The following is a 21,095-nucleotide window of genomic DNA, read 5'->3' as shown; positions in this document are numbered from 1 at the left end:
ACATGTGACGCGTTTTCGGATGAAACTCACCTTGACGATACTAGGTCTGATCTCGCTTGTTTTGATGGTGATGGGCCTCTATTTTGCAAAGGTATTGGAGAATTCCTACCTCCAGACACTGCACGAACTTTTGTACCGGGAATCCAAGCTGATCGCGAAAGTAGTTCAGTATCCCAGCGTATACTCGGATCAAGGGACATTGCAGGAGCAGGTCGAGACGATCGCGCCCAGCCCGGATGTGCGGGTGACGGTGATGAACAGCAGCGGAGAGGTGCTGTACGACAATTACTCGACTCCGCAGCGAATGGAGAACCACATGGATCGGCCGGAGTTCCAACAGGCGCTGAGCGGCACGACGGGAACAGCCCGACGCTACAGCGAGACGATCGGCGAAGAGATGATCTACGTCGCCGTCCCCGTCATGGATGGAACGAAAACGGTCGGCGCTGTGCGCTCGGCGATGTCGATGAAAGATATTACGGACACGGTCCACAACATGTGGTACAGCTTGTTGACAGGGCTGCTCGTGACGCTTGTCGTCGGTTCTCTCGTCGTCTCCCGCATTTCGTTTTCGATCACCCGACCGATCGAGGAGATCACCCGGGTGGCGCGCAATATTACGCAGCGCCAGTTTGAAGACAGGGTACGGATCAAGGCGACTGACGAAATCGGCCAGCTTGCCGGTGCGATCAACTTTATGGCGTCCAGCCTGGAACAACAAATGTACGAAATCTCAGAAAACCAGCAGCGTCTCTCCGGGGTGCTCAACAACATGACGAGCGGCGTCATCTTTATCTCGGAACATCGCCGTATCATGCTGGTCAACCCGGCGGCAGAAAAGCTGCTCGGTTCCTCGGGCAGCGATGTGGTCGGCAAGCTGCATATCGAAGCGGGAAAAAGCTTCGGATTGAGCCAGTACATCGACCGCTGTCTCGACAGGGGCGAGAAGTTCCGGCAAGAGATCCACATCTACTACCCGCAAGAGCGTATTCTCGACGTCAACTTCGCTCCGTACATCAACTTCAAAGGGGAGTCGAGAGGGGTCGTCGTCGTGCTGCACGACATTACGGAAATCCGCCGCCTGGAGAAAATGCGCAGCGATTTCGTGGCCAATGTCTCCCATGAGCTGCGTACGCCGATCACCTCGATCAAAGGCTTTACGGAGACGCTTTTGGATGGCGCCATGCAGGACCAGGATACGTGCCGCAACTTTTTGCAGATCATCTCCGACGAGAGCGAACGGCTCTACCGGATGATCCGCGATATTCTCGATCTCTCGAAAATCGAGCAAAAACGGATTCAGCTTCACCTGGAAAAAGTCCACGTCCAGGAGCTCATTTCCGCTACCGTCGCACTGATCCAGGAACAGGCCCAGCGCAAAAGCCTGACCATCCGCCTGCCAGCAGCGCAACCGGAAATCTGGACGACGACGGATAAAGACTGCCTGCAGCAAATTTTGCTGAATCTGCTGTCCAACGCTGTCGCTTACACGCCGGAACAAGGAAAGATCGCGATTGAGACAGAAGTAGAGCAGAAGCGCCTGAAACTCAAAGTAATTGATACGGGAATCGGCATACCGGAGCAGGACATCCCCCGCATCTTTGAACGGTTTTACCGCGTGGACAAGGCGCGCAGCCGTGACTCAGGCGGGACCGGTCTGGGGCTGGCCATCGTCAAGCACCTGGTGGAGAATTTGAACGGGCATATTCACGTAGCCAGTGTGGAAGGAGAAGGGACGACATTTACCGTAATTCTTCCATACGACTAACTTTACCGAAACGCAATCGTTTCTTTACCTCTGCTTTACAATTTGTAGGTACGATGGTGGAAAATTGATTTGAGAGGATGAACGGGGATGACACGTCACGCTTTTGAAGAGCAAATGGACGTCCTTCATCGCAAAATGATGACGATGGGGACGCTCGTTGAAGAAGCGATACACAAATCAATCAAGAGCCTGGTAGAACGAAATGTACAACTGGCTGAAGAGGTTATCGAGAACGACAGGCTCATTAACGAATTGGAACACGAGATTGAGAGCGGCTGCTTTCGCGTCATCGCGCTGCAACAGCCTGTCGGCAATGATTTGCGCCGTCTTGGCACGATGCTCAAGCTGGTCACCGACCTGGAGCGGATGGGAGACCACGCTGTATCGATTTCCAAAACGACGCGCCGCCTGATGAACGAGGAGTACGTCAAACCGTTGATCGACATTCCACAGATGGCGGACCACGTCAAGGAGATGGTGCGCGAGTCGCTCAACGCCTATATCGCCCGTGACAAGGAAGCTGCGGAACAAATCGCACTGAAGGACGATGTGATCGACAAGCTGTACTCCACCATTTTCAAAGACCTGCTGGAAGTGATGAACAAGAACAGCAACTCCGTTTCCCAATGTACGCATCTGTTGCTGGTCGCGCAGTATTTGGAGCGCATTGCTGACCATGCAACCAACATTTGCGAATGGATCATTTACATGACGACCGGAAAAATGACAGACCTCAACAAATAGGCGTCCGCCTATTCACGAATCGAATGAAACCCGTCCGACTGCTCATACTACTGTAAGGAGGTGAGCGGCCGGATGGGTTCTGTTTTTACTCTTGCCCTGTTTCTATTCGTCGCTCCGTTAGAGCCGCTTGAGCTGCTGCAAATAGAACTGCAAGACCAAGTCTTTGCGATCATGGATCGGGAAGACTACACACTGCCCTTCTCCGGCGTGCCGCTGGTTGATCCGGATCGTTTGGAACAGCTAATCGAGCAAGTAGCCCAACAGGTGTACCAGCCGCCCATCAACGCCCAGATCAGTCCCGGCGGAGCCATCCTGCCGGAAAAAATGGGACGTGCCCTGGACCGAAGGCATTTTGCCAGAGAGGTGTACGACTTTTTTTACGGAAAAGGCTCGAACAAGCTTGAAGTGCGCTTGCAGGCTGTGCATCCCAAGGTGGATCGCACCCTGCTCGAACAAGTGCGAAAGAAGACAATCGGTTTTTATATCACCTACTATAATAGTGGCAACAAAAATCGCTCCCATAATATCAAGCTGGCATCCACGGCAATCAACAACTACATCGTCTTGCCGGGGGAAGTATTCTCCTTCAACAAGGTTGTCGGAAAACGTACGCGGGCAAAGGGTTATCTCGATGCGCCGATTATCGTCCGCGGCGAATTGTCCGAAGGGATCGGCGGTGGGATATGCCAGGTATCGTCCACCCTGTACAACGCTGTCGACAAGGCGGGCTTGCACATTATCGAACGCTATTCACACAGCAGGAACGTCGCCTACGTACCACCCGGACGGGATGCCACGGTGAGCTGGTACGGACCGGACTTTGTTTTTCAGAACAAGTACGCCTACCCGATCCTGGTCAGAGCGGGCTCTGGCGGCGGCAGTATGTATGTATCGATCCATTCCTTCCCGGAGATTGAGTACGAGCCGCGCCACGTGCCGAGCGTCCGCAACCAGACTCCCGAGGAAGGACCGGCACCGATTTTGGATGAATCATCCCTTACGATTGACTAGAAGCACCTGGATATCCAGGTGCTTCAGCCTGTAGACAAAGTTCCGTAAGGAACAGGGTCTGCAGGCTTTTTTGTTGAATATAGAACATGTTACGTTTTCAAAAGTTATTTTTTAGAGGTGGCATTATGCTTAATAAGCAAGAGGCCGAAGGGCGTTATCAGATATCTGCATTCTCGCTAGATGAGTTGGTGCCAGAAGATCATCTCGTAAGAAAAATTGAAAATGCAATCGACTTTTCGTTCATCTATGACTTGGTGGAAAGCCTCTACTGTCATGACAATGGCAGACCCAGTGTTGACCCTGTAGTCTTAGTTAAAATTGCTTTCATCCAATATATTTTTGGAATTCGTTCCATGCGACAAACGATTAAAGAGATCGAAACCAATGTTGCCTATCGGTGGTTTATTGGCTATGATTTCAGTCAGCCCATTCCCCATTTCACGACCCTAGGCAAGAACTATGTTCGCCGTTTTCGGGATACTCAACTCTTCGAGTCGATCTTCCTTCGAATATTGGAGGAGGCGGTTCATCATGGATTCGTGAAGCCTGATGTGCTTTTCATTGATGCTACGCATGTAAAAGCCAGTGCGAATAAGCATAAATACGTGAAAGAAATCGTTGAAGAACAAGCGAAGAAATATCAAGAGCTGCTGGACGAAGAAATCAATCAGGATCGTATTGCACATGGAAAGAAGCCCCTTGAAAAAAAGACAGAAACTTCGAAGAAGGAGGTGAAAGTCAGCACAACTGACCCGGATTGCGGATTGTTTGTAAAAGGGGAAAAGGAACGTGTATTTGCTTATAGTTTTCATACAGCATGTGATCGAAATGGATTTGTGCTTGGTGCCAAGGTAACGCCAGGCAATGTGCATGACAGTCAGGTTTTTGAGGATGTTTTGAATCAAGTGCGAAAGACGTTTGCACAGCCTCAAGCTGTGGCAGTGGACTCGGGATACAAGACGCCTTACATCAGTAAAACACTCCTTGATGACCAGATTCGCCCCGTTATGCCCTACACAAGACCACGCACCAAAGAAGGTTTTTTTAAAAAGCACGAATATGTGTATGATGAATATTTCGACTGCTACATCTGCCCGAACGAGCAAATCTTAACATATGAGACAACAAACAAGGATGGGTACCGTATCTATCGATCAAATTCTCAAGTTTGCCGAAGTTGTCCGTTCTTGAAACAATGCACGGAAAGTAAAGACTACACAAAGAGAGTGAGTCGCCACATCTGGGCTGATTACCTCGAAGAGGTAGACCACCTCCGGCATACCGAGGAAAACAAACAAATCTATAGCAAACGGAAAGAAACGATTGAACGTGTATTCGCTGATATGAAGGAAAAGCATGGCATGCGTTGGACGACCTTACGAGGACTGGAGAAGGTCACGATGCAGGCGATGCTTGTTTTCGCTGCCATGAACTTGAAAAAAATGGCGACCTGGCTATGGAAATCAGGTCGCCAAAAGGTGAACGATCAAAACACCTTCGGTATTTTCATCAAATTATTAAACAAACTCCCTCTGCTGTTCGTTCAGCGAGGGAGTTTGTCTGCAATCTGAAGCACCTGGATATCCAGGTGCTTTTTGCATACGAGCGAGCTGCTTGCAGATGGCGACTTTCGCATATGCGCAACCCATAATAATGTTGTCAACCTGAACAAATCGGCGTATAGTATTTCGTGTTGATAAAATTTCGGACACGAAATATTTGACGAGGGAAGGAGAGTACGATGAACAAACCTTTGTACATCCGCGATTTGCTAAAGCGAATCAACAAAACGATGGTCGATCTTTTTCGGGATGAACTAAAAAAGTACGGCGTGACGATACCTCAATTAATGGTGATCTCGCAGATCAAAGACGAGCCGAAAACGATCGGACAGATCAGTAAAGCCGTGCAGTTGTCGTACAGCACCGTTTCCGGGATTATCGACCGCCTGGAGCGAGAAAAGCTGGTGGAGCGCGTGCGCGACGAGAAAGACCGTCGGGTAGTCTGGATTCGCAAGACAGAGAATGTCGCGGGTTTGTTGGCAAAGGTGGATCTTATTTCAGGAGAATGGTATCAGCGCAGTGTAGATGGTTTTACTGACGTTGAACTGGATGGCATCATTCAATCTTTGGAGCTGTTGGTCACAAAAATGGAAGAGAAAGAGAAGGCAGAGGAGAAAAGATGAAACGAAAACTTGTCTTGTATGTCATTTTGCTCCTGTTTGTCGCTGGCGGTGGGGGCATCGGGTACTACTACTGGTACCAAGGTCAACATTATGTGGCCACGGAAGACGCACGCATTGCAGGAGAAATTTACCGCATCATGCCCAAGATGGTCGGCAAGCTGACTGACTTGACGATCAAGGAAGGCGACCGAGTGATGGCAGACCAGGTAGTAGGCCAGCAGGACCCGGCGAACCTGGCAACCAATATGCTGGAGAACAGCTTGCTGCGCTCGCCGATCAGCGGCACGGTGATCAAAACCCAGGCCAAGGTCGGCGAAATCGTATCCACAGGACAGACGGTAGCGCTCGTCATCGATGAAAGCAGCCTGTATGTATCCGCCAATCTGGAAGAGACGGAAATCGGCCGCGTGAGAGTAGGGCAGCCCGTCGACATTTATGTGGATGCGTACCCGGACAAGAAGCTGAGTGGTCATCTCATGGAAATCGGCCAGGCGACCAACTCAACCTTTTCCCTGATGCCCGCTGTAAACACGAGTGGGAATTTTACAAAAGTAACCCAACGCATTCCAATCAAAGTGGCTATTGACGACCTCGCTGGCGTATCCTTGTCAGCCGGTTTGAATGCCCAGATTAAAGTGCACGTGAAGGAGAGTTAATAAGGATGCATAAAACAGCAAAGTGGAGAGCACTTGGTGTAGCCATCGCAGCGGCATCGTTGATTACGGCAGCCTGTAGCGAGTCATCCTCCCCTTCAACTGAGAATGTGCCTGTCGTCAAAACATGGAAGATCGCCTCGATTCAGACAGGTCTGACCGTAACGGGCAAGATCACGGCGGCAGAAGAAATTCAGGTGGTGCCCAAGGTATCAGGCCGAATTGCTTCTGTAGCTGTACAGGAAGGCGCCGCGGTCAATCAGGGGGATGTCCTGGTGACGCTGGAAGCGAGCGATTATCAGGATCAGATCAACCAGGCCGAGGCTGCCATTGCCGGGGCGCAGGCAAGGCTGCGCGAGGCCAAGGCAGGTACGCGCACGCAACAGTTGGAACAGCTTGCCGGTACCGTAGAGCAGGCAGAGGCTAGCTATCAGGTAGCGCAAAACAACTACAATCGCATGAAGGCGTTGTTTGACTCGGGAGCGTTGTCACAGGCCGAGCTGGAACGAACCCAATTGGAGCTGGAAAAAGCGAGGACGGGACTGAACCAGGCGCGGGCGCAGTACGACCTGGCGAAGGAAGGACCGACAGCGGATTCGGTGGCGGCTCTGGAAGCGGAAGTCAGCCGCTTGAACGCGACTTTGGATATGGCTAAAAACGGCTACGCCAACACGGTCATTACGGCGCCGATCTCCGGCGTCGTCGCCAAGCGCAACGCAGACCCGGGAGAGCTCGCTGCCGCGGGAGCGCCGCTGATGGTTCTGGTGAAAATGGACCAGGTAAAGGTAGAGGCGAGCGTGCCCGAAGGACAGATCAACCAGTTTTCGCCAGGCACCGTCGTCGATGTACGGGTAGCCAGCGCGGGCGGCAGGACGTGGAAAGGAGAGGTCGAGTTCGTCTCCCCTGTCTCCGATCCTAACACGAGCTCCTTCCCGGTCAAGATCAGGCTGGATAACGAAGATGGCAGCCTGCGTGCCGGTATGGTCGCGGAGGTGTCCCTGCAAGGCGATGCTAATGAAGGCGTCAAGGTGCCATCTGCGGCGATCGTCACAAAGGATGGCAAGCAATACATTTACACTGTGGACGGAAATGTGGTTCACGAAGCTGAAGTATCTGTCAGCCAGATGGAGAGCGACTGGGCCACGGTAACAGCGGGCGTCAGCGAAAACGACCAGCTCGTCATCAATCCGACCGATCAGCTTTCCGAAGGCAGCAGGGTGATCGCAAACTAGCGGGGGTGATGACATGGCAGAAGCGACGGCACTACATGAAGAAAAAAGCAGGTCCGGGAACATCTGGCTCCCGCTGCTTGCGATTCTCTCAGGGACGTTCGTTGCTATTCTCAATAACAGTCTGATTACTGTCGCCTTGCCAGCCATGGTCAACATCTTCGGATCGACGACGGATACCATGCAGTGGGTGTTGACGGGCTACATGCTGGCAAATGCGATTATGATCCCGATGAGCGGGGCGCTGTCAGCAAAGTACGGGTCGAAGCGAATATTCGTCCTCTCGCTTGCGGCGTTTACCTTTTCTTCTGTGCTTTGCGCCATTGCCTGGAGCGATTCCGTACTGATCGCGTTTCGCGTGCTGCAGGGAGTCAGCGGCGGGATGATTATGCCCATCGGCATGTCGATGATCTACATGATCGTACCTCGTGAAAAAATCGGGATGGCGCTGGGGATTTTCGGGATTGCCTCGATGACGGCTCCTGCATTGGGTCCTACCTTGGGTGGATACTTGATCGAGTTTTTCAGTTGGCAGTTTCTGTTTTTGATCGGTGTTCCCGTCGGTGTGTTTGCGGTTGTAATCAGCGCGTTTCTGCTGGAGGAAACGCCGACCAAGCCCGATCTGAAATTCGACTTTTTGGGTGCATTTCTCTCGATTGTCGGGTTTGGCGCATTGTTGTTGGCTTTCAGCAAAGGGCAGACCGAAGGATGGGATTCGTTTTTCATCGTCAGCCTGTTTTTTGTCGGGATCATGTCGCTCGTCCTCTTCGTCTGGGTGGAGCTCGGAAAAGAGCAGCCGCTTTTGGACCTGCGTCTGTTGAAGATCCCCGCCTTTAGCATCAGCATTTTCACCTCGGGCTTTGTTATGATGGGGATGATGGGCGGCGTCTTCCTGATGCCGATCTACTTGCAGAATATCCAGGGCTTGACGGCGATGGAATCCGGGATTTTGCTGATGCCCCAGTCGATTGCGATGGCGTTGATGATGCCGGTCAGCGGAAAGCTGATGGACAAATACGGAGTCGGACCGATCGGCCTGGTTGGCCTGATCGTGATGAGTGTCACCACCTACGAGCTGCACAATCTGGAGGCTGACACGATGCACCGCTGGCTGGACACGGTGCTGACGATTCGCGGTCTGGGGATCGGGCTGTGCATGATGACCTTGTCGACGGCGGGAATGAACGCGGTGCCGCGGCATAGTGTAGGCGATGCTTCGCCGCTCTCCAACGTGCTGCGGCAGGTGATGAGCTCTTTCTCGATCGCATTGCTGACAGTTGTAATGCAAAATCGGCAAAACTTTCACATGTCCTCGATCTCCGATAACCTCAATCCGGATGTCGCCACGTCGCTGTTGAGCAGCCTGACGGGTCTGTACACACAGGCAGGAGTGGACAGCGCGACAGCGACGGCAGGAGCGAGCAGTCTCCTGTACGGAATGATGGCGAAGGAAGCGCTCGTTCGCGGGATTGCCGACACCTTTGTCATAACTGTGATTCCGATTGTGGTCTCGATCTTCCTTTTGTATTTCTTGCATGAACAGACGAAGCCGTCCAAGCTGGCGGTTCAGGAACAACAAAAGACAGCAGCCTGATGATGGGCTGCTGTCTTTTTTGTACGCTACATAACGGTCATGCGGTACAGCAAGTAGATGATCCGTCCGACGATGTACCCGAGGACGATCGTCCAGCCGATCTTGGCCCAGACGCTCAGTCCCTTTACGTACTCGCGCAGGCTTTTCCGTCCTTGTGGTGGTTGGTTCACGCAAACCCGCTCCTTTTGCTTCCATTGACTACCATTCTACAGCCTTGCCCGGCAATTCTCAATGTTAGTGAATATGCAGGGGACAGAGATGTTTTTATACGATCTGGAAATCCTACAATCATGCGAAACAGACTCTTGCTTGTAACCTTGTTGACTGTTCTTTTGGTCGTTCTTCCCAGCCGGAGCGAGGCGTTGCCGCTCACGTCGTTTCACATTCTCATCGATGTCGGACACGGAGGTGTTGATTCAGGCACGACATATGGCGACTTGTACGAAAAAGACATCAATCTGCAAGTAGCCAGACAGTTGTACCAGCAGCTGACCGAAGCGGGGTACGAGGTGGCGATGAACCGCAACGAGGATGTAGCGCTAAGCGACGACAATCGCTGGCTGAACAATCGCTCCCGGCACTTGCGCGACCTCGCCCAGCGCAGGGGGCTGGTCAAGCTGATCGACCCGCAGATCATGCTCAGCCTGCACGTCAACTGGTCCGCCGATCCCCGGAAGCGCGGGCCGATCGTGCTGTATCAAAGCAACGAGCAAAGCTTCATGCTGGCGCACCTGCTGCAAAACGCGCTCAACCGCAACGCCGGCACGAAAAAAAAGCCGGTCAAGGGCGGGACCTACTACATGCTGCGGCACAACTACTGCCCTTCTGTCATCGTAGAGATGGGGTTTATCAGCAACAGCAAGGACCGGGCCATGCTGACCGATCCCGAGGAACAGAAAAAAATCGCTCACGCTATCCGGGATGCGGTGAGCGAATATGTGACCTTGATCGGAGAATTGCAGGAGGCAGAGGACCTGGAAACGGTAGAGGAAAGCATGCGGCGCAGATTACTCGAACGGTATTTGGATCAGTTTTGAGACAGTCACGAATTCGGCCTCCTTCTGTATGCGCGGGATGTACTGGCGCAGGATGGAGGCTGTTTTCTTGCCTGCCGAACCGACGTGGCCGATGGCGACACAGATTTTGCGTTCACGAAGCTGAAAGCACACCTTTTCCATCTGTTTTGTGATGTGCGCGGCTGTATGGACGTCATCGAGGAACAGTTGGTTGACGGCGTACGGCACTCCCATTTCCCGGGCTACTTTGGCAGCGACGCTCTTGTAGTTGGTCTTGCTGTCCAGATAAATCAATCCGCGTTGTTTGACGACTTCCATGATGACGCGCATGATCCGTTCGTCTGCCGTTACCTTGGAGCCCATGTGGTTGTTCATCCCGACGGCATGCGGTACGTCGTCAATCGCCTTGTTGACGCGCTCCCTGATCTCCTCGTCGCTCAGGTCGCTGGTGATCGCTCCGGGGCCGAGCCAGGAGGCATTGCCCTTCAATGGCTCCATCGGCATGTGGACGAAGACTTCGTGCCCGTTTTTGAACGCCAGTTCCGCGTCCCGCTTGGTGCTGGGCAAAAACGGCATGACAGCCACGGTCAACGGTACGTTCAGGGAGAGGATGTCATCCGTCCCCTTCATGTTGTTCCCGAGATCGTCAATGATAAAGGCCACCTTCTTTTCGGGGACTGGCGCAGGTGCGGGTGAAGGCTCTGCCTGAACAGCGGCGTGGACAGTGCCTGTACACATGAGGAGAACAGCAGACAGCAGAATCGAGGCTGTTTTTTTCCTGTACATGAATTTCGCCTGCCTTGTCATTTTTGTTTTCTAGTTTGTTCAAGGGGGGAAATCTTTACCCGCCTTCCGGGCTGATTACTTGGCTTACCTCTTTCCCCTATGGTACGATGAAAGCTAGTACGTTTTGTAACGAGAGGAGTATGGATCCGTGGGCCATTTTGTGTTGATTGATGGAAACAGCGTCGCCAACCGCGCCTTTTACGCGCTTCCGCTGCTGTCCACTTCGGCGGGACTGCATACGAATGCCGTATTAGGCTTCACGACCATGTTGTTGAAAGTTTTGGAAGAAATGAAACCCACGCATCTGATGGTGGCGTTCGATGCTGGCAAAGTCGTGTTTCGCCACAGCGAGTTCGCCGAGTACAAAGGTGGACGGAAAAAGACGCCACCGGAGCTGTCGGAGCAGTTTCCGCTCATTCGGGAGCTGTTGGACGCTTTTTCGATCAAGCGATTTGAACTGGATGGCTACGAAGCGGACGACATCATCGGTACGCTGACGAAGAAAGCGGACGAACAAAAGTGGAAAACGACGGTGATTACCGGAGACAAGGACATGCTGCAGCTCGTGTCGGAGCATGTGTCTGTCGCTTTGACACGCAAAGGAGTCAGCGAGATCGAACTGTACACGCCGCAGGAGATAACGGACAAGTACGGTCTTTTGCCGTTGCAAATCATTGACCTGAAAGGGTTGATGGGCGACACTTCCGACAACATCCCGGGCGTACCCGGTGTCGGAGAAAAGACTGCATTGAAACTGCTGCACGAATACGGTTCGGTGGAAAGCGTCCTGGAACATGTCGACCAGATCAGCGGCAAAAAGCTGCAGGAAAACATTCGGGAAAACCAGGACAAGGCGAAGCTGAGCAAGGCACTGGCCACGATCATGCGGGATGCCCCTGTCGAACTGGACGTGGAAGAAACCGCCTATGCGGGATATGACGGGACGGCAGTAACGGAGTACTTTAAAAAGATGGAATTCAAGTCGCTTCTCGGGAAAGTGAAAGGAACGTCTGCCAAGGACGCGGGCGAGGAAAGCGCTGAAGCAAAGCCGTTTGCCTATGAAATCGTCCGTGCCGAGACTGCCGAGCGCTACGCCGACAAGCTCGTTTCCCCGATGGCGATCTACGTGGAAATGGACGGCGACAACTACCACCACGCACCGATACTGGGCTTCGGTCTGGCTGATGCGGATGTCTCGCTGTACGTACCGTGGGACGTCGCTTCGCAATGGCCGGCATTTCGCGAATGGCTGGCAGATGAGACGAAGGAGAAGTGGACATTTGACGGCAAGCGAGATACGGTCGGCCTGAGCTGGCACGAGCTGCAGATCGCCGGGATCAACTTCGACGTCTACCTGGCATCGTATTTGCTCAATGCGACGGAAAGCAACCCCACAGTCGACAGCATCGCCCAGCAGTACGCACAGGTGCGCGTACACGCCGACGAGGAGCTGTACGGCAAGGGGGCAAAGCGGCTCGTTCCCGAGACAGATGTGTTAAGCGAGCATGTGGCGCGCAAGGCTGTGGCAATCTGGGAGGCTGTGCCTGTCTTGCGGACGCAGTTGGAGGAAAACCAGCTGACAAAGCTGCTCTACGATCTGGAAGGCCCGCTCAGCCTGGTGCTGGCCGAGATGGAAAGACAGGGCGTGAAGGTAAACAGCGCACGTCTGGAGCAGATGGGTGAAGAGCTGGATCGCAAGCTGGAAGAGCTGACCAAGGAGATTTACGAACTGGCCGGAACATCGTTTAACATCAACTCTCCCAAGCAACTGGGCGAAATTCTCTTTGACAAGCTCTCTTTGCCCGTGCTGAAAAAGACGAAGACGGGACCGTCCACCAGTGCCGATGTGCTGGAAAAACTGGCGCCCTATCACCCGATTATCGAAGCGATCCTTACCTTCCGGCAACTGGGCAAGCTGCGCTCCACCTATATCGAAGGCTTGACCAAGGAAATTCACACGAATACCGGCAAGGTGCACACCTTGTTCAACCAGGCGACGACCGCCACTGGCCGTCTGTCCAGCACAGAGCCGAATCTGCAAAACATCCCGATTCGCATGGAAGAGGGGCGCAAGATCAGGGAGGCGTTTATTCCTTCCGAGGAAGGCTGGTACATGCTGGCGGCGGACTACTCGCAGATTGAACTGCGGATTTTGGCCCATATTTCCGGCGACGAAAACCTGATCGATGCCTTCCGCAAAGGAATGGATATTCATACCCGCACGGCGATGGATGTCTTTGGCGTGAGCGAGGACGAAGTGACTTCGCTGATGCGCCGCCAGGCCAAGGCGGTCAATTTCGGCATCGTCTACGGGATCAGCGACTACGGGCTTTCGCAAAACCTGAACATCACCCGCAAGGAAGCAGGCGACTTTATCGAGCGGTATTTTCAGGTCTTCTCCGGCGTGAAAAACTGGATGGAGGAGATCGTCAAGCAAGCCAAGCAGGACGGCTACGTTACCACCCTGCTGCACCGCCGCCGCTACCTGCCAGACATTCGCAGCAGCAACTTCAACCTGCGCTCGTTTGCCGAGCGGACGGCAATGAATACCCCGATTCAGGGGACTGCCGCGGACGTCATCAAGCTGGCGATGATCCGCATGAAAGAGACGCTGAAAGACAAAGGCTTGCGCAGCCGGATGCTTTTGCAGGTGCACGACGAGCTCGTGTTCGAGGTGCCGGAGGACGAGCTGGAGACGATGCAGAAGCTCGTCCCGGAAGTGATGGAAAACGCGCTGGAGCTGAACGTCCCGCTCAAGGCGGACGTCAACTACGGCAGAAGCTGGTACGACGCCAAGTAGAGACGACGCCCCATACAAAAAGGAGAAGACAGCGAGAGGAGGAGACTTATGCCGGAATTGCCAGAGGTGGAAACGGTCGTCCGCACCTTGCAGACGCTGGTGCAGGGCAAGACGATCGAACGCGTCACGGTAACGCTGCCGCGAATCGTGCGCACACCCGATGACGTCGAGAGTTTCAAGCTGCGGCTGGCTGGTCAGACGATCCAGGCGGTCCAGCGCCGGGCCAAATTCATCCTGTTCATCCTCGATCAAGACGTGCTGATCTCCCACCTGCGAATGGAAGGGCGGTACGGCTTGTACGCGGCGGGTGATCCGGTGGAGAAGCATACCCATGTGATCTTCCACTTTACGGATGGTACGGAGCTTCGCTATCGTGACGTACGACAGTTTGGTACGATGGATGTATATACACGCGGGTTGGAAAACACGACCGGTCCGTTGGCCAAGCTGGGTGTAGAACCGCTGGATGAAGGCTTTACGCCTGCGGTGCTGCGCACGCTGCTGAAAGGCCGTCCAACGAAAGTCAAGCCGCTGCTCCTAAATCAGGAATGTATCGTCGGACTGGGGAATATTTATGTGGACGAATCCCTCTTTAAGGCAGGCATTCATCCCGAGCGACCTGCAGGCAGTCTCAGCAGCCAAAAAGTGAACAAGCTGCACGAGAGCATTGTCGCTACCTTGCGCGAGGCTGTGGAGCAGGGAGGCAGCTCGATCAAGTCATACGTCAACGGGCAGGGTGAAATGGGCATGTTCCAGCAGTCTCTTTTGGTCTACGGTCGAAAAGACGAGCCTTGTGTCAAGTGCGGGACGCCAATCGTCCGGCTGGTAGTCGGGGGCAGAGGCACGCATATTTGCCCGAAGTGCCAAAAGAAGTGACCATGTAAAAGGGGGGAGGATGGAAATGATCATTGGACTGACAGGCGGAATCGCGACAGGAAAAAGCACCGTAACCGGCATGCTCCGGGAGCGGGGGATTCCGGTCATCGACGCAGACCAGATTGCCCGCGAAGTCGTGGAGCCGGGGAAGCCGGCGTACGCAGCGATCGTGCAACACTTCGGTCGCGAGGTCTTGCAGCCTGACGAGACGCTGGATCGCAAACGCCTGGGGGAGATCGTCTTTTCGGACGAGTCGCAGCGACAAAAGCTGAACGCCATCGTCCACCCCGAGGTGCGGCGCGTGATGCTGGAAGAAGCCAAGGCAGCCGAACAGAACGGCGCGCCAATCGTATTTATGGATATTCCGCTGCTGTTTGAGAGCAAACTGCAGTACATGGTGGAAAAGATTGCCGTCGTCTACGCTCCGCCCGACATGCAGTTGGCGCGGATGATGGAGCGGGACGAACTGGAAGAAGAGCAGGCAGTAAAGCGGCTGCGTGCACAATTTCCGATCGACCAGAAAAAGCAGGAGGCTGACTTTTTGATCGACAATTCCCGGACCCGGGAAGAAACAGAGAAGCAGGTGGAGGACATGTTGGCCAAACTGCGCGCGGAGTTGGGAACATGAAGGGAAAAAGGAGAGGTGTCTTGATCCTAATCGTCTTGACCTGCCTCTTCCTGCTCCTCAATACTTCGTTTGTCTGGAAGTGGATGTATCCGATCAAGTACCGCAGTGAAATTCTGGCGGCCTCCCAGCAATTTCAGGTGGACCCGTATCTGATCCTCGCTGTCGTTCGTTCCGAGAGCAGCTTCGTGCCTGATCGTGTATCGAGCAAAGGGGCGATCGGGCTGATGCAGGTGATGCCGGATACGGCGGAGTGGATCGTCTCCCAGGCAGGCTTGCAAGTTCCGCACACGGAATATTTGTACGATCCGGTGACGAACATCTCGATCGGGACGTGGTATCTCAACTATTTGATGGCTCGCTACGACGGCGATATGGTGAAAGTGATCGCGGCTTACAATGCGGGACCGGGCAAAGTCAGCAGCTGGCTTCGGGACAATCAGTGGAACGGAACGAGAGAAACGATCGAGGACATCCCGTTTCCCGAGACGCGAAAATACGTGGAGCGCGTCCTGTACTACCACGATCGTTACCAAAATGTATACGACCATGAGTTGCAATGAGAAAGCGTCCGCATAGTGGCGGATGCTTTCTTTGCTAGCTGGTCATTTCAGGCTTTTCAAAAACCAGACGTCTAGGAGGACACCTCATAATGAGTTTTATCATTGCCTATTTGATCGTGTTTGTTTTGGCAGCGACGCCTTTCTTTGAGGTGGTTGCGGTCATCCCCCTCGCAGCATTGGCCGGGTTGAACACATGGGTTGCCGTCGCCGTTGGCTTGCTGGGCAACATTCTTACGGTTTTGCTGGTAATCGCCTTGATGGACAAGATCAAAAGCTGGCTGGCAAAAAGGCAAAACGGCAAAGCGAACAACAAGCGCGGGGAACGGGCGGAACGCATCTGGAAAAAGTATGGACTGCCAGGCTTGGCCATTTTGGGCCCGATTCTCGTCGGAAGCCACTTGGCGGCATTTCTCAGCATGAGCTTTGGCGGCAACAAACAATCAGTGGCAGCCTGGATGATCGGCAGCCTGGTCGCATGGTCGGTCGCGGCCGGAATCCTGACTTCTTTTGGCATCAATCTGTTTGAGTTCGATGCGGAACGGCAAGGCTTTCTGAGTGATTTGCTGAAGCAGTACCAATAACTGTCTGCAAGAGCCCCTTTTGTTGCACATACCCCCAAAAAGATGATGACACAATCCGCGATTAATAAGAGATTAATCGTACAAATTATAATTTTTTAGTAAAACACATTGATAATTGTGTCATACTTATTATAATAAAGATAGCAGATAAGCGTAACTTTATTGGGGAAGGGGTTTCTATATGACAATCAAAATTGGTATCAATGGTTTCGGCCGAATCGGGCGCATGGTTTTTCGCCGCGCTATTCAGGACCCCAACATGGAAATTGTTGCGATCAATGCGAGCTATCCCGCGGAGACGCTGGCTCATTTACTGAAATACGACACGATTCACGGACGTATGCAGAATAAAGTAGAGGTGCAAGACAACAAAATTATCGTGGACGGCAAGCCGACCCTCGTTTTGTCCGACCGCGATCCGCTCAAGCTGCCATGGGGAGAGCTGGGCGTGGAGATCGTCGTAGAGGCGACCGGCAAGTTCACCAGTCGTGAAGGGGCAGGAAAGCACCTGCAGAGCGGTGCCAAAAAAGTCGTTATCACCGCGCCTGCAAAAGAGGAAGACGCGACGATCGTGATGGGCGTCAACGAAAGCATCTACGACCACGACAACCATCACATCATCTCCAACGCTTCCTGCACGACCAACTGTCTGGCTCCTGTAGCCAAAGTCTTGCACGAGGAATTCGGCATTGAGCAAGGCCTGATGACCACGATTCACTCGTTCACCAACGACCAGGTCAACATCGACAACCCGCACAAGGACCTGCGCCGTGCCCGTGCGGCGAGCGAATCGATCATTCCGACGACGACAGGCGCTGCCCGCGCTGTAGGCAAGGTGCTGCCTGAATTGAACGGAAAGCTCAACGGCTTCTCGCTGCGCGTACCGACGCCAAACGTCTCTGTCGTCGACCTGGTGATCAACACGAAAAAGCCAGCGACGGTAGAAGAAGTCAACCGCGTATTGCGCGAGGCCAGTGAGGGCAGCATGAAGGGCTATCTGGAATTTTGCGACGAACCGCTCGTTTCCAGCGATTTCAACGGCAATGAAAACTCCGCGATCATCGACGGACTGTCCACGATGGTAATGGGGACAAACCAGGTAAAAGTGATCGCCTGGTACGACAACGAGTGGGGCTATTCCTGCCGGGTCGTCGATCTGGTGCGCCACGTGTCCGAACTGCATAACCGGGCAAGCGAAAAGGAAGCGGTTAGTGCAGGTGTTACCCGATAATACAAACCAAAAAGGTTCCCGTAGCCTAGCGGCATAGACGGGAACCTTTTTTGCTATTGCTGACCATTCGCCGCGGAAGTCTCCTGCAGCGTACTCAGCTCGAACAGCTTCTCATCCTCGAACCCGACGATAAACAGCTTGATGTCTGTTTTCAAATCCAGGTCGTACGGTGTATGCACGTCATTGCCGCGTCCATCGCGGATGATCCGCACGGTGGGGCGGTGGCTGTAATCGGGATCGACCCGGCTGACGACGCCCAATTCCCCTGTATTCAAAATGACGCTGCTGCCGATCGGAAAAATGGCAATATGCTTGATAAAGGCATTGATCAGATGATGTTCGAACAGATGACCGCCGGAACCGAGCAAAAATTCATGCGCATCCTGGGGCATGAACCGTTTGCGCCAGGGCTGCGGCGACGTGAGCGTGTCGAAAATATCGCAAATGCCCACGATTTGGGCGTATTCATGTATTTGCTTGCCTCGCAGTCCTTGCGGGTAGCCGCTGCCATCCAGCCGCTCGTGGTGCTGCAGGCAGACATGTGCAGACAACAGGGAAATATCATGCTGCTTGCGGAGCAGATCAAAGCCGTTTTGGCAATGCTGCTTGGCGATCTCCTGCTGCTCCTCCGTCCAGCGCTCTGTCGTTTGCTGCAGCAGTTCTTCCGGCAGTGTAATTTTGCCGATGTCGTGCAGCATCGCCCCGATCCCCAGATCCATCAACTGGTTGCGGTTGTAGCCGAGCGACATCCCGACCGCTGTAGCGAGCACCGCGACGTTGACAGAGTGGTGGTAGAGAGAGGGCGAATAGGAGGAGATGTTCGTCAAATGGGATACCATTGACTTGTTGTGCATCAAATCCTCCAGAATGGCGCTAAATGCCCGCTGAAAGTGGAGACCCATCTCTTTCAAGGAGATTTTCCGTGCGAGCTTGTTTGAGTTGGTGATTTGCTTGACGGTTTTTTCAATAGCTTCTACCGCTACTCTCCTGGTTTCCTGCCGGAGCACATCCTCCACTACGATGTCTTCTGTGCGAGGATCATCGATATAGACCGCGTCTACATGGGATCGTTCCAGTCCCTGGATCAGCCGGTCGGTCAGCGCCATGCCTGCTCCCAGCAATACTTTACCGTCTTCGGTAAAAACGGTCCGCGCCAGCTTCATTCCTGGCTGAACATGTTTTAATGATACTAGCCGCATATTAATCCCTCCAACTTATTCCATTTTACCTGATTGTATGATTCATAGAAATAGGTACAAGGATTGACTTGACTTCCAGTGTGAAATTGAGGGACACTTGGAATAAGTATGTTCGATAGGGGAGCTGAATCCGCGATGCGTTGTCCATTTTGCGAATACAACGGGACCAGAGTCCTTGATTCGCGACCTTTTAACCATAACAAGTCGATTCGCCGGCGGCGCGAGTGTGAACAGTGTGAGCGTCGTTTTACAACATTCGAAATGGTGGAAGAAACTCCTCTGCTCATCATAAAAAAAGATGGTACTCGTGAAGAATTCAGCCGGGAAAAGGTGCTGCGCGGTCTCGTGCGCGCCTGTGAAAAACGGCCGGTTTCCCTCGAGGAATTGGAATATGTGGTAAGCGAGATTGAAAAAGAACTGCGAAGCTGCGGTCAGCCGGAGATTCCCAGCAACGATGTCGGGGAAAAAGTGATGGAGCGTCTCTATCACGTGGACGAGGTGGCGTATGTCCGCTTTGCTTCGGTCTATCGCCAGTTCAAGGACATCAAGGTGTTTATGAAAGAGCTGGAAGAATTGCTCGCGCAAGCCCGCAAAGACCAGACCCCCTTTCCAAAAGGGGAAGAGTAGGCCGGGTACTGTCAACATTTTCATGCTCTCGCGGCAACGCAGGGGGCTTTTTGCGCTTTCCTGATGATTTCATCTTTGGCATGCGGGGAGCCGTGCTATAATAGGAAAACGAGACTGTCAGGAAGGAACGATCACATGCGCCGTCTAGTATGGAATGAACTAACTCCAAAGGATCGCTATCTGGTGCGGATGATCAGACCGATCAGCTTTGCCGAGACAGGATATGTCGTGCAGTTGTACCTGCCGATCATCGGGGTGGAGGCATACTCACTCTATCAACTGTTGATCCACGAGGTAGGGCAGGGGAGCGGAGCTGCCGCGGAAAGCTCGCATCGCAGCCTGATGCTGGCCACGTCGCTGTCGCTGGACAAGCTGCTCGACGCGCGCGAGCGGCTGGAGGCGATCGGCTTATTGGATGTGCGTCGCCGGGAAAACCAGCAGCGCGATTATTTTTACGAGTATGTGATAAAGCCGCCGCTGGCTCCGGGAGAGTTTTTTGGCGACTACGTCCTGTCCCTGATGCTATTGAACAAAATTGAAAATATTCGCTTCCAACAGCTTCGTCAGCAATATGCCGACCCGAGAGGCAGACAGTTGGAGCAGGAATACACGATCGTGGAGACGATCACCAAAGATTTTCACGAAGTGTTTCAATCGCTGAAACCTTCCGAGCTGGAAGTGCAGAAGGGATCGGAGCGGGAGCAGTTTTTGACGCAGATGGAAACGGCGTTCCCGCCTGCGCAGTTGAAGTCGGATTTCGAGCCGCAAATCAATCACATGCTCAGCGCTTCTTCGCTGCGCCTCTATCTGCCGGACAACGCGGACCCGCAAAAAGTGCTCAGCGGAAGCAGCATGGAATTTTTGTACCAGCTCTGTCATTTTTATCAGTTGGATAGCTGGGGAATCGGACAGGAGCTGCGCGACTGGACGCTGTACAAGCCCGACCGCAGCCTCGATGGCGAAGTGCTGCGCAAGCGTCTGATCCAGCGCTACACAGACGACAAGCTCATGCGTGACCCGGCACCGTCTGCTGGTACAGATGCGGAAGACTGGGGTGTGGGCAGGCTGCCGCAGGCCGGCAGCGAAGCGTTCGCGCGTGCCTGCCGGACGATGTCGCCGCTCGTTCTGCTGGAAAAGGTCGTCGGCGGCCGGATCAGCAAGGTGTTTTTGGAACGGGCCGAGACACTGGTCTTTACCGACGGCATGCAGGTGGAAGTCGTAAATGCGCTGCTGCTGCACACGCTGGCGAGCAGTCAGATGGAGCTGCCGAAGGCGTACATGGAGACGATCCGCGACAGTTGGAAAGCGAAGCGGATCAGCACCGTGGACGAAGCGGTGAAGCTGATTGTGGAGCGCGGCGAGCAGCGCAGCCAACAGAGCGGCAAGCCAGGCGAAAAGCCGGCGCGGGCCAAAAAGGAGACGTCTTCAGCGGTGCGCCGCAACGGCAGGGCTGTCCTCGAAGACAAGCTGCCGGCTTCCGTCGAATGGCAAATGTCGCAGGAGAAGCAGGGGACTGAAGCGAAGAAGGGGCAGTCGATTCAGGATTTTCCCGATTTGCAAAAGCGTCTGGCAACACTTCGCAACAGACAGAAGGGAGAGTGAGGTAA

The 21,095-nt window shown here is 53.6% G+C and carries 20 protein-coding genes; 17 read left to right on the top strand and 3 right to left on the bottom strand.

From position 1 onward, the window contains the following. Window positions 1-4: 4 nt before the first annotated feature. The 8 genes from pnpS to ACAF76_RS15920 all read left to right on the top strand — a co-directional run bounded on the left by pnpS (window position 5) and on the right by ACAF76_RS15920 (window position 9,184). Window positions 5-1,768 carry a two-component system histidine kinase PnpS gene (pnpS, locus tag ACAF76_RS15955; protein ID WP_400161848.1) on the top strand — a complete coding sequence of 588 codons (1,764 nt, stop codon included), beginning with the start codon at window positions 5-7 and terminating at the stop codon, window positions 1,766-1,768. Window positions 1,769-1,855: 87 nt separating this feature from the next. Beyond that, window positions 1,856-2,512, top strand: a complete 657-nt coding sequence (gene phoU, locus ACAF76_RS15950) for a phosphate signaling complex protein PhoU (RefSeq protein WP_400161847.1) — start codon at window positions 1,856-1,858, stop codon at window positions 2,510-2,512. 72 nt (window positions 2,513-2,584) lie between these two features. After that, complete coding sequence (locus ACAF76_RS15945) at window positions 2,585-3,523, top strand: VanW family protein (RefSeq protein WP_400161846.1); 939 nt, start codon at window positions 2,585-2,587, stop codon at window positions 3,521-3,523. Window positions 3,524-3,648: 125 nt separating this feature from the next. Beyond that, complete coding sequence (locus tag ACAF76_RS15940; RefSeq protein ID WP_400162161.1) at window positions 3,649-5,094, top strand: IS1182 family transposase; 1,446 nt, start codon at window positions 3,649-3,651, stop codon at window positions 5,092-5,094. Window positions 5,095-5,264: 170 nt separating this feature from the next. Continuing rightward, window positions 5,265-5,708 carry a MarR family winged helix-turn-helix transcriptional regulator gene (locus ACAF76_RS15935; RefSeq protein ID WP_421616963.1) on the top strand — a complete coding sequence of 148 codons (444 nt, stop codon included), beginning with the start codon at window positions 5,265-5,267 and terminating at the stop codon, window positions 5,706-5,708. Further along, complete coding sequence (locus ACAF76_RS15930) at window positions 5,705-6,364, top strand: HlyD family secretion protein (protein WP_421616962.1); 660 nt, start codon at window positions 5,705-5,707, stop codon at window positions 6,362-6,364. Before ACAF76_RS15935 ends, ACAF76_RS15930 begins: the two co-directional genes overlap by 4 nt. A gap of 5 nt (window positions 6,365-6,369) precedes the next feature. Next, window positions 6,370-7,593, top strand: coding sequence for an efflux RND transporter periplasmic adaptor subunit (locus tag ACAF76_RS15925; RefSeq protein ID WP_421616961.1), 1,224 nt, complete (start codon window positions 6,370-6,372; stop codon window positions 7,591-7,593). 13 nt (window positions 7,594-7,606) lie between these two features. Beyond that, window positions 7,607-9,184 carry a DHA2 family efflux MFS transporter permease subunit gene (locus ACAF76_RS15920; protein WP_421616960.1) on the top strand — a complete coding sequence of 526 codons (1,578 nt, stop codon included), beginning with the start codon at window positions 7,607-7,609 and terminating at the stop codon, window positions 9,182-9,184. A gap of 26 nt (window positions 9,185-9,210) precedes the next feature. Here ACAF76_RS15920 and ACAF76_RS15915 read toward each other — a convergent pair whose 3' ends face one another. Next, window positions 9,211-9,354: a hypothetical protein gene (locus ACAF76_RS15915; protein ID WP_421616959.1), complete on the bottom strand. Its 144-nt coding sequence runs from the start codon at window positions 9,352-9,354 to the stop codon at window positions 9,211-9,213. Window positions 9,355-9,474: 120 nt separating this feature from the next. Between ACAF76_RS15915 and ACAF76_RS15910 the strand changes: the two genes are divergently transcribed. Next, window positions 9,475-10,221 (top strand): N-acetylmuramoyl-L-alanine amidase family protein, encoded by a 747-nt coding sequence (locus ACAF76_RS15910; RefSeq protein WP_421616958.1) that lies wholly within the window; start codon window positions 9,475-9,477, stop codon window positions 10,219-10,221. Here ACAF76_RS15910 and ACAF76_RS15905 read toward each other — a convergent pair. Further along, window positions 10,192-10,986: a divergent polysaccharide deacetylase family protein gene (locus ACAF76_RS15905; RefSeq protein ID WP_421616957.1), complete on the bottom strand. Its 795-nt coding sequence runs from the start codon at window positions 10,984-10,986 to the stop codon at window positions 10,192-10,194. The two genes, ACAF76_RS15910 and ACAF76_RS15905, sit on opposite strands and share 30 nt — an antisense overlap. Window positions 10,987-11,134: 148 nt before the next feature. Between ACAF76_RS15905 and polA the strand changes: the two genes are divergently transcribed. The 6 genes from polA (at window position 11,135) to ACAF76_RS15875 (ending at window position 17,662) form a co-directional block, all read left to right on the top strand. After that, entirely contained in the window at window positions 11,135-13,786 is a 2,652-nt protein-coding gene (gene polA, locus ACAF76_RS15900; protein ID WP_421616956.1) for a DNA polymerase I, read from the top strand. A gap of 48 nt (window positions 13,787-13,834) precedes the next feature. Further along, a complete protein-coding gene (mutM, locus tag ACAF76_RS15895; protein WP_421616955.1) occupies window positions 13,835-14,662 on the top strand; it encodes a DNA-formamidopyrimidine glycosylase in 828 nt (275 codons plus the stop codon). 19 nt (window positions 14,663-14,681) lie between these two features. Then, a complete protein-coding gene (coaE, locus tag ACAF76_RS15890) occupies window positions 14,682-15,290 on the top strand; it encodes a dephospho-CoA kinase (RefSeq protein ID WP_421616954.1) in 609 nt (202 codons plus the stop codon). Further along, entirely contained in the window at window positions 15,287-15,850 is a 564-nt protein-coding gene (locus ACAF76_RS15885; RefSeq protein WP_421616953.1) for a lytic transglycosylase domain-containing protein, read from the top strand. Before coaE ends, ACAF76_RS15885 begins: the two co-directional genes overlap by 4 nt. 89 nt (window positions 15,851-15,939) lie before the next feature. Beyond that, the gene (locus ACAF76_RS15880; RefSeq protein WP_421616952.1) at window positions 15,940-16,431 is read left to right on the top strand and encodes a small multi-drug export protein; all 492 of its coding nucleotides are present in this window, start codon (window positions 15,940-15,942) and stop codon (window positions 16,429-16,431) included. A 181-nt stretch (window positions 16,432-16,612) separates the two neighbouring features. Then, window positions 16,613-17,662, top strand: a complete 1,050-nt coding sequence (locus ACAF76_RS15875; protein WP_421616951.1) for a glyceraldehyde-3-phosphate dehydrogenase — start codon at window positions 16,613-16,615, stop codon at window positions 17,660-17,662. A gap of 53 nt (window positions 17,663-17,715) precedes the next feature. On the opposite strand, the gene ACAF76_RS15870 is transcribed toward ACAF76_RS15875, so the two are convergent. Then, entirely contained in the window at window positions 17,716-18,861 is a 1,146-nt protein-coding gene (locus tag ACAF76_RS15870) for an HD-GYP domain-containing protein (RefSeq protein ID WP_421616950.1), read from the bottom strand. Window positions 18,862-18,996: 135 nt separating this feature from the next. Between ACAF76_RS15870 and nrdR the strand changes: the two genes are divergently transcribed. Both nrdR and ACAF76_RS15860 read left to right on the top strand, forming a co-directional pair. Continuing rightward, window positions 18,997-19,488, top strand: a complete 492-nt coding sequence (nrdR, locus tag ACAF76_RS15865; protein WP_421616949.1) for a transcriptional regulator NrdR — start codon at window positions 18,997-18,999, stop codon at window positions 19,486-19,488. A 135-nt stretch (window positions 19,489-19,623) separates the two neighbouring features. Then, complete coding sequence (locus ACAF76_RS15860) at window positions 19,624-21,090, top strand: replication initiation and membrane attachment family protein (protein WP_421616948.1); 1,467 nt, start codon at window positions 19,624-19,626, stop codon at window positions 21,088-21,090. Window positions 21,091-21,095: the final 5 nt, after the last annotated feature.

The organism is Brevibacillus sp. TJ4 (assembly GCF_044627595.2).
GTDB lineage: Bacteria > Bacillota > Bacilli > Brevibacillales > Brevibacillaceae > Brevibacillus.
Note: the sequence above shows the minus strand (reverse complement) of the source record. Positions and strands in the feature narration are given on the sequence as shown.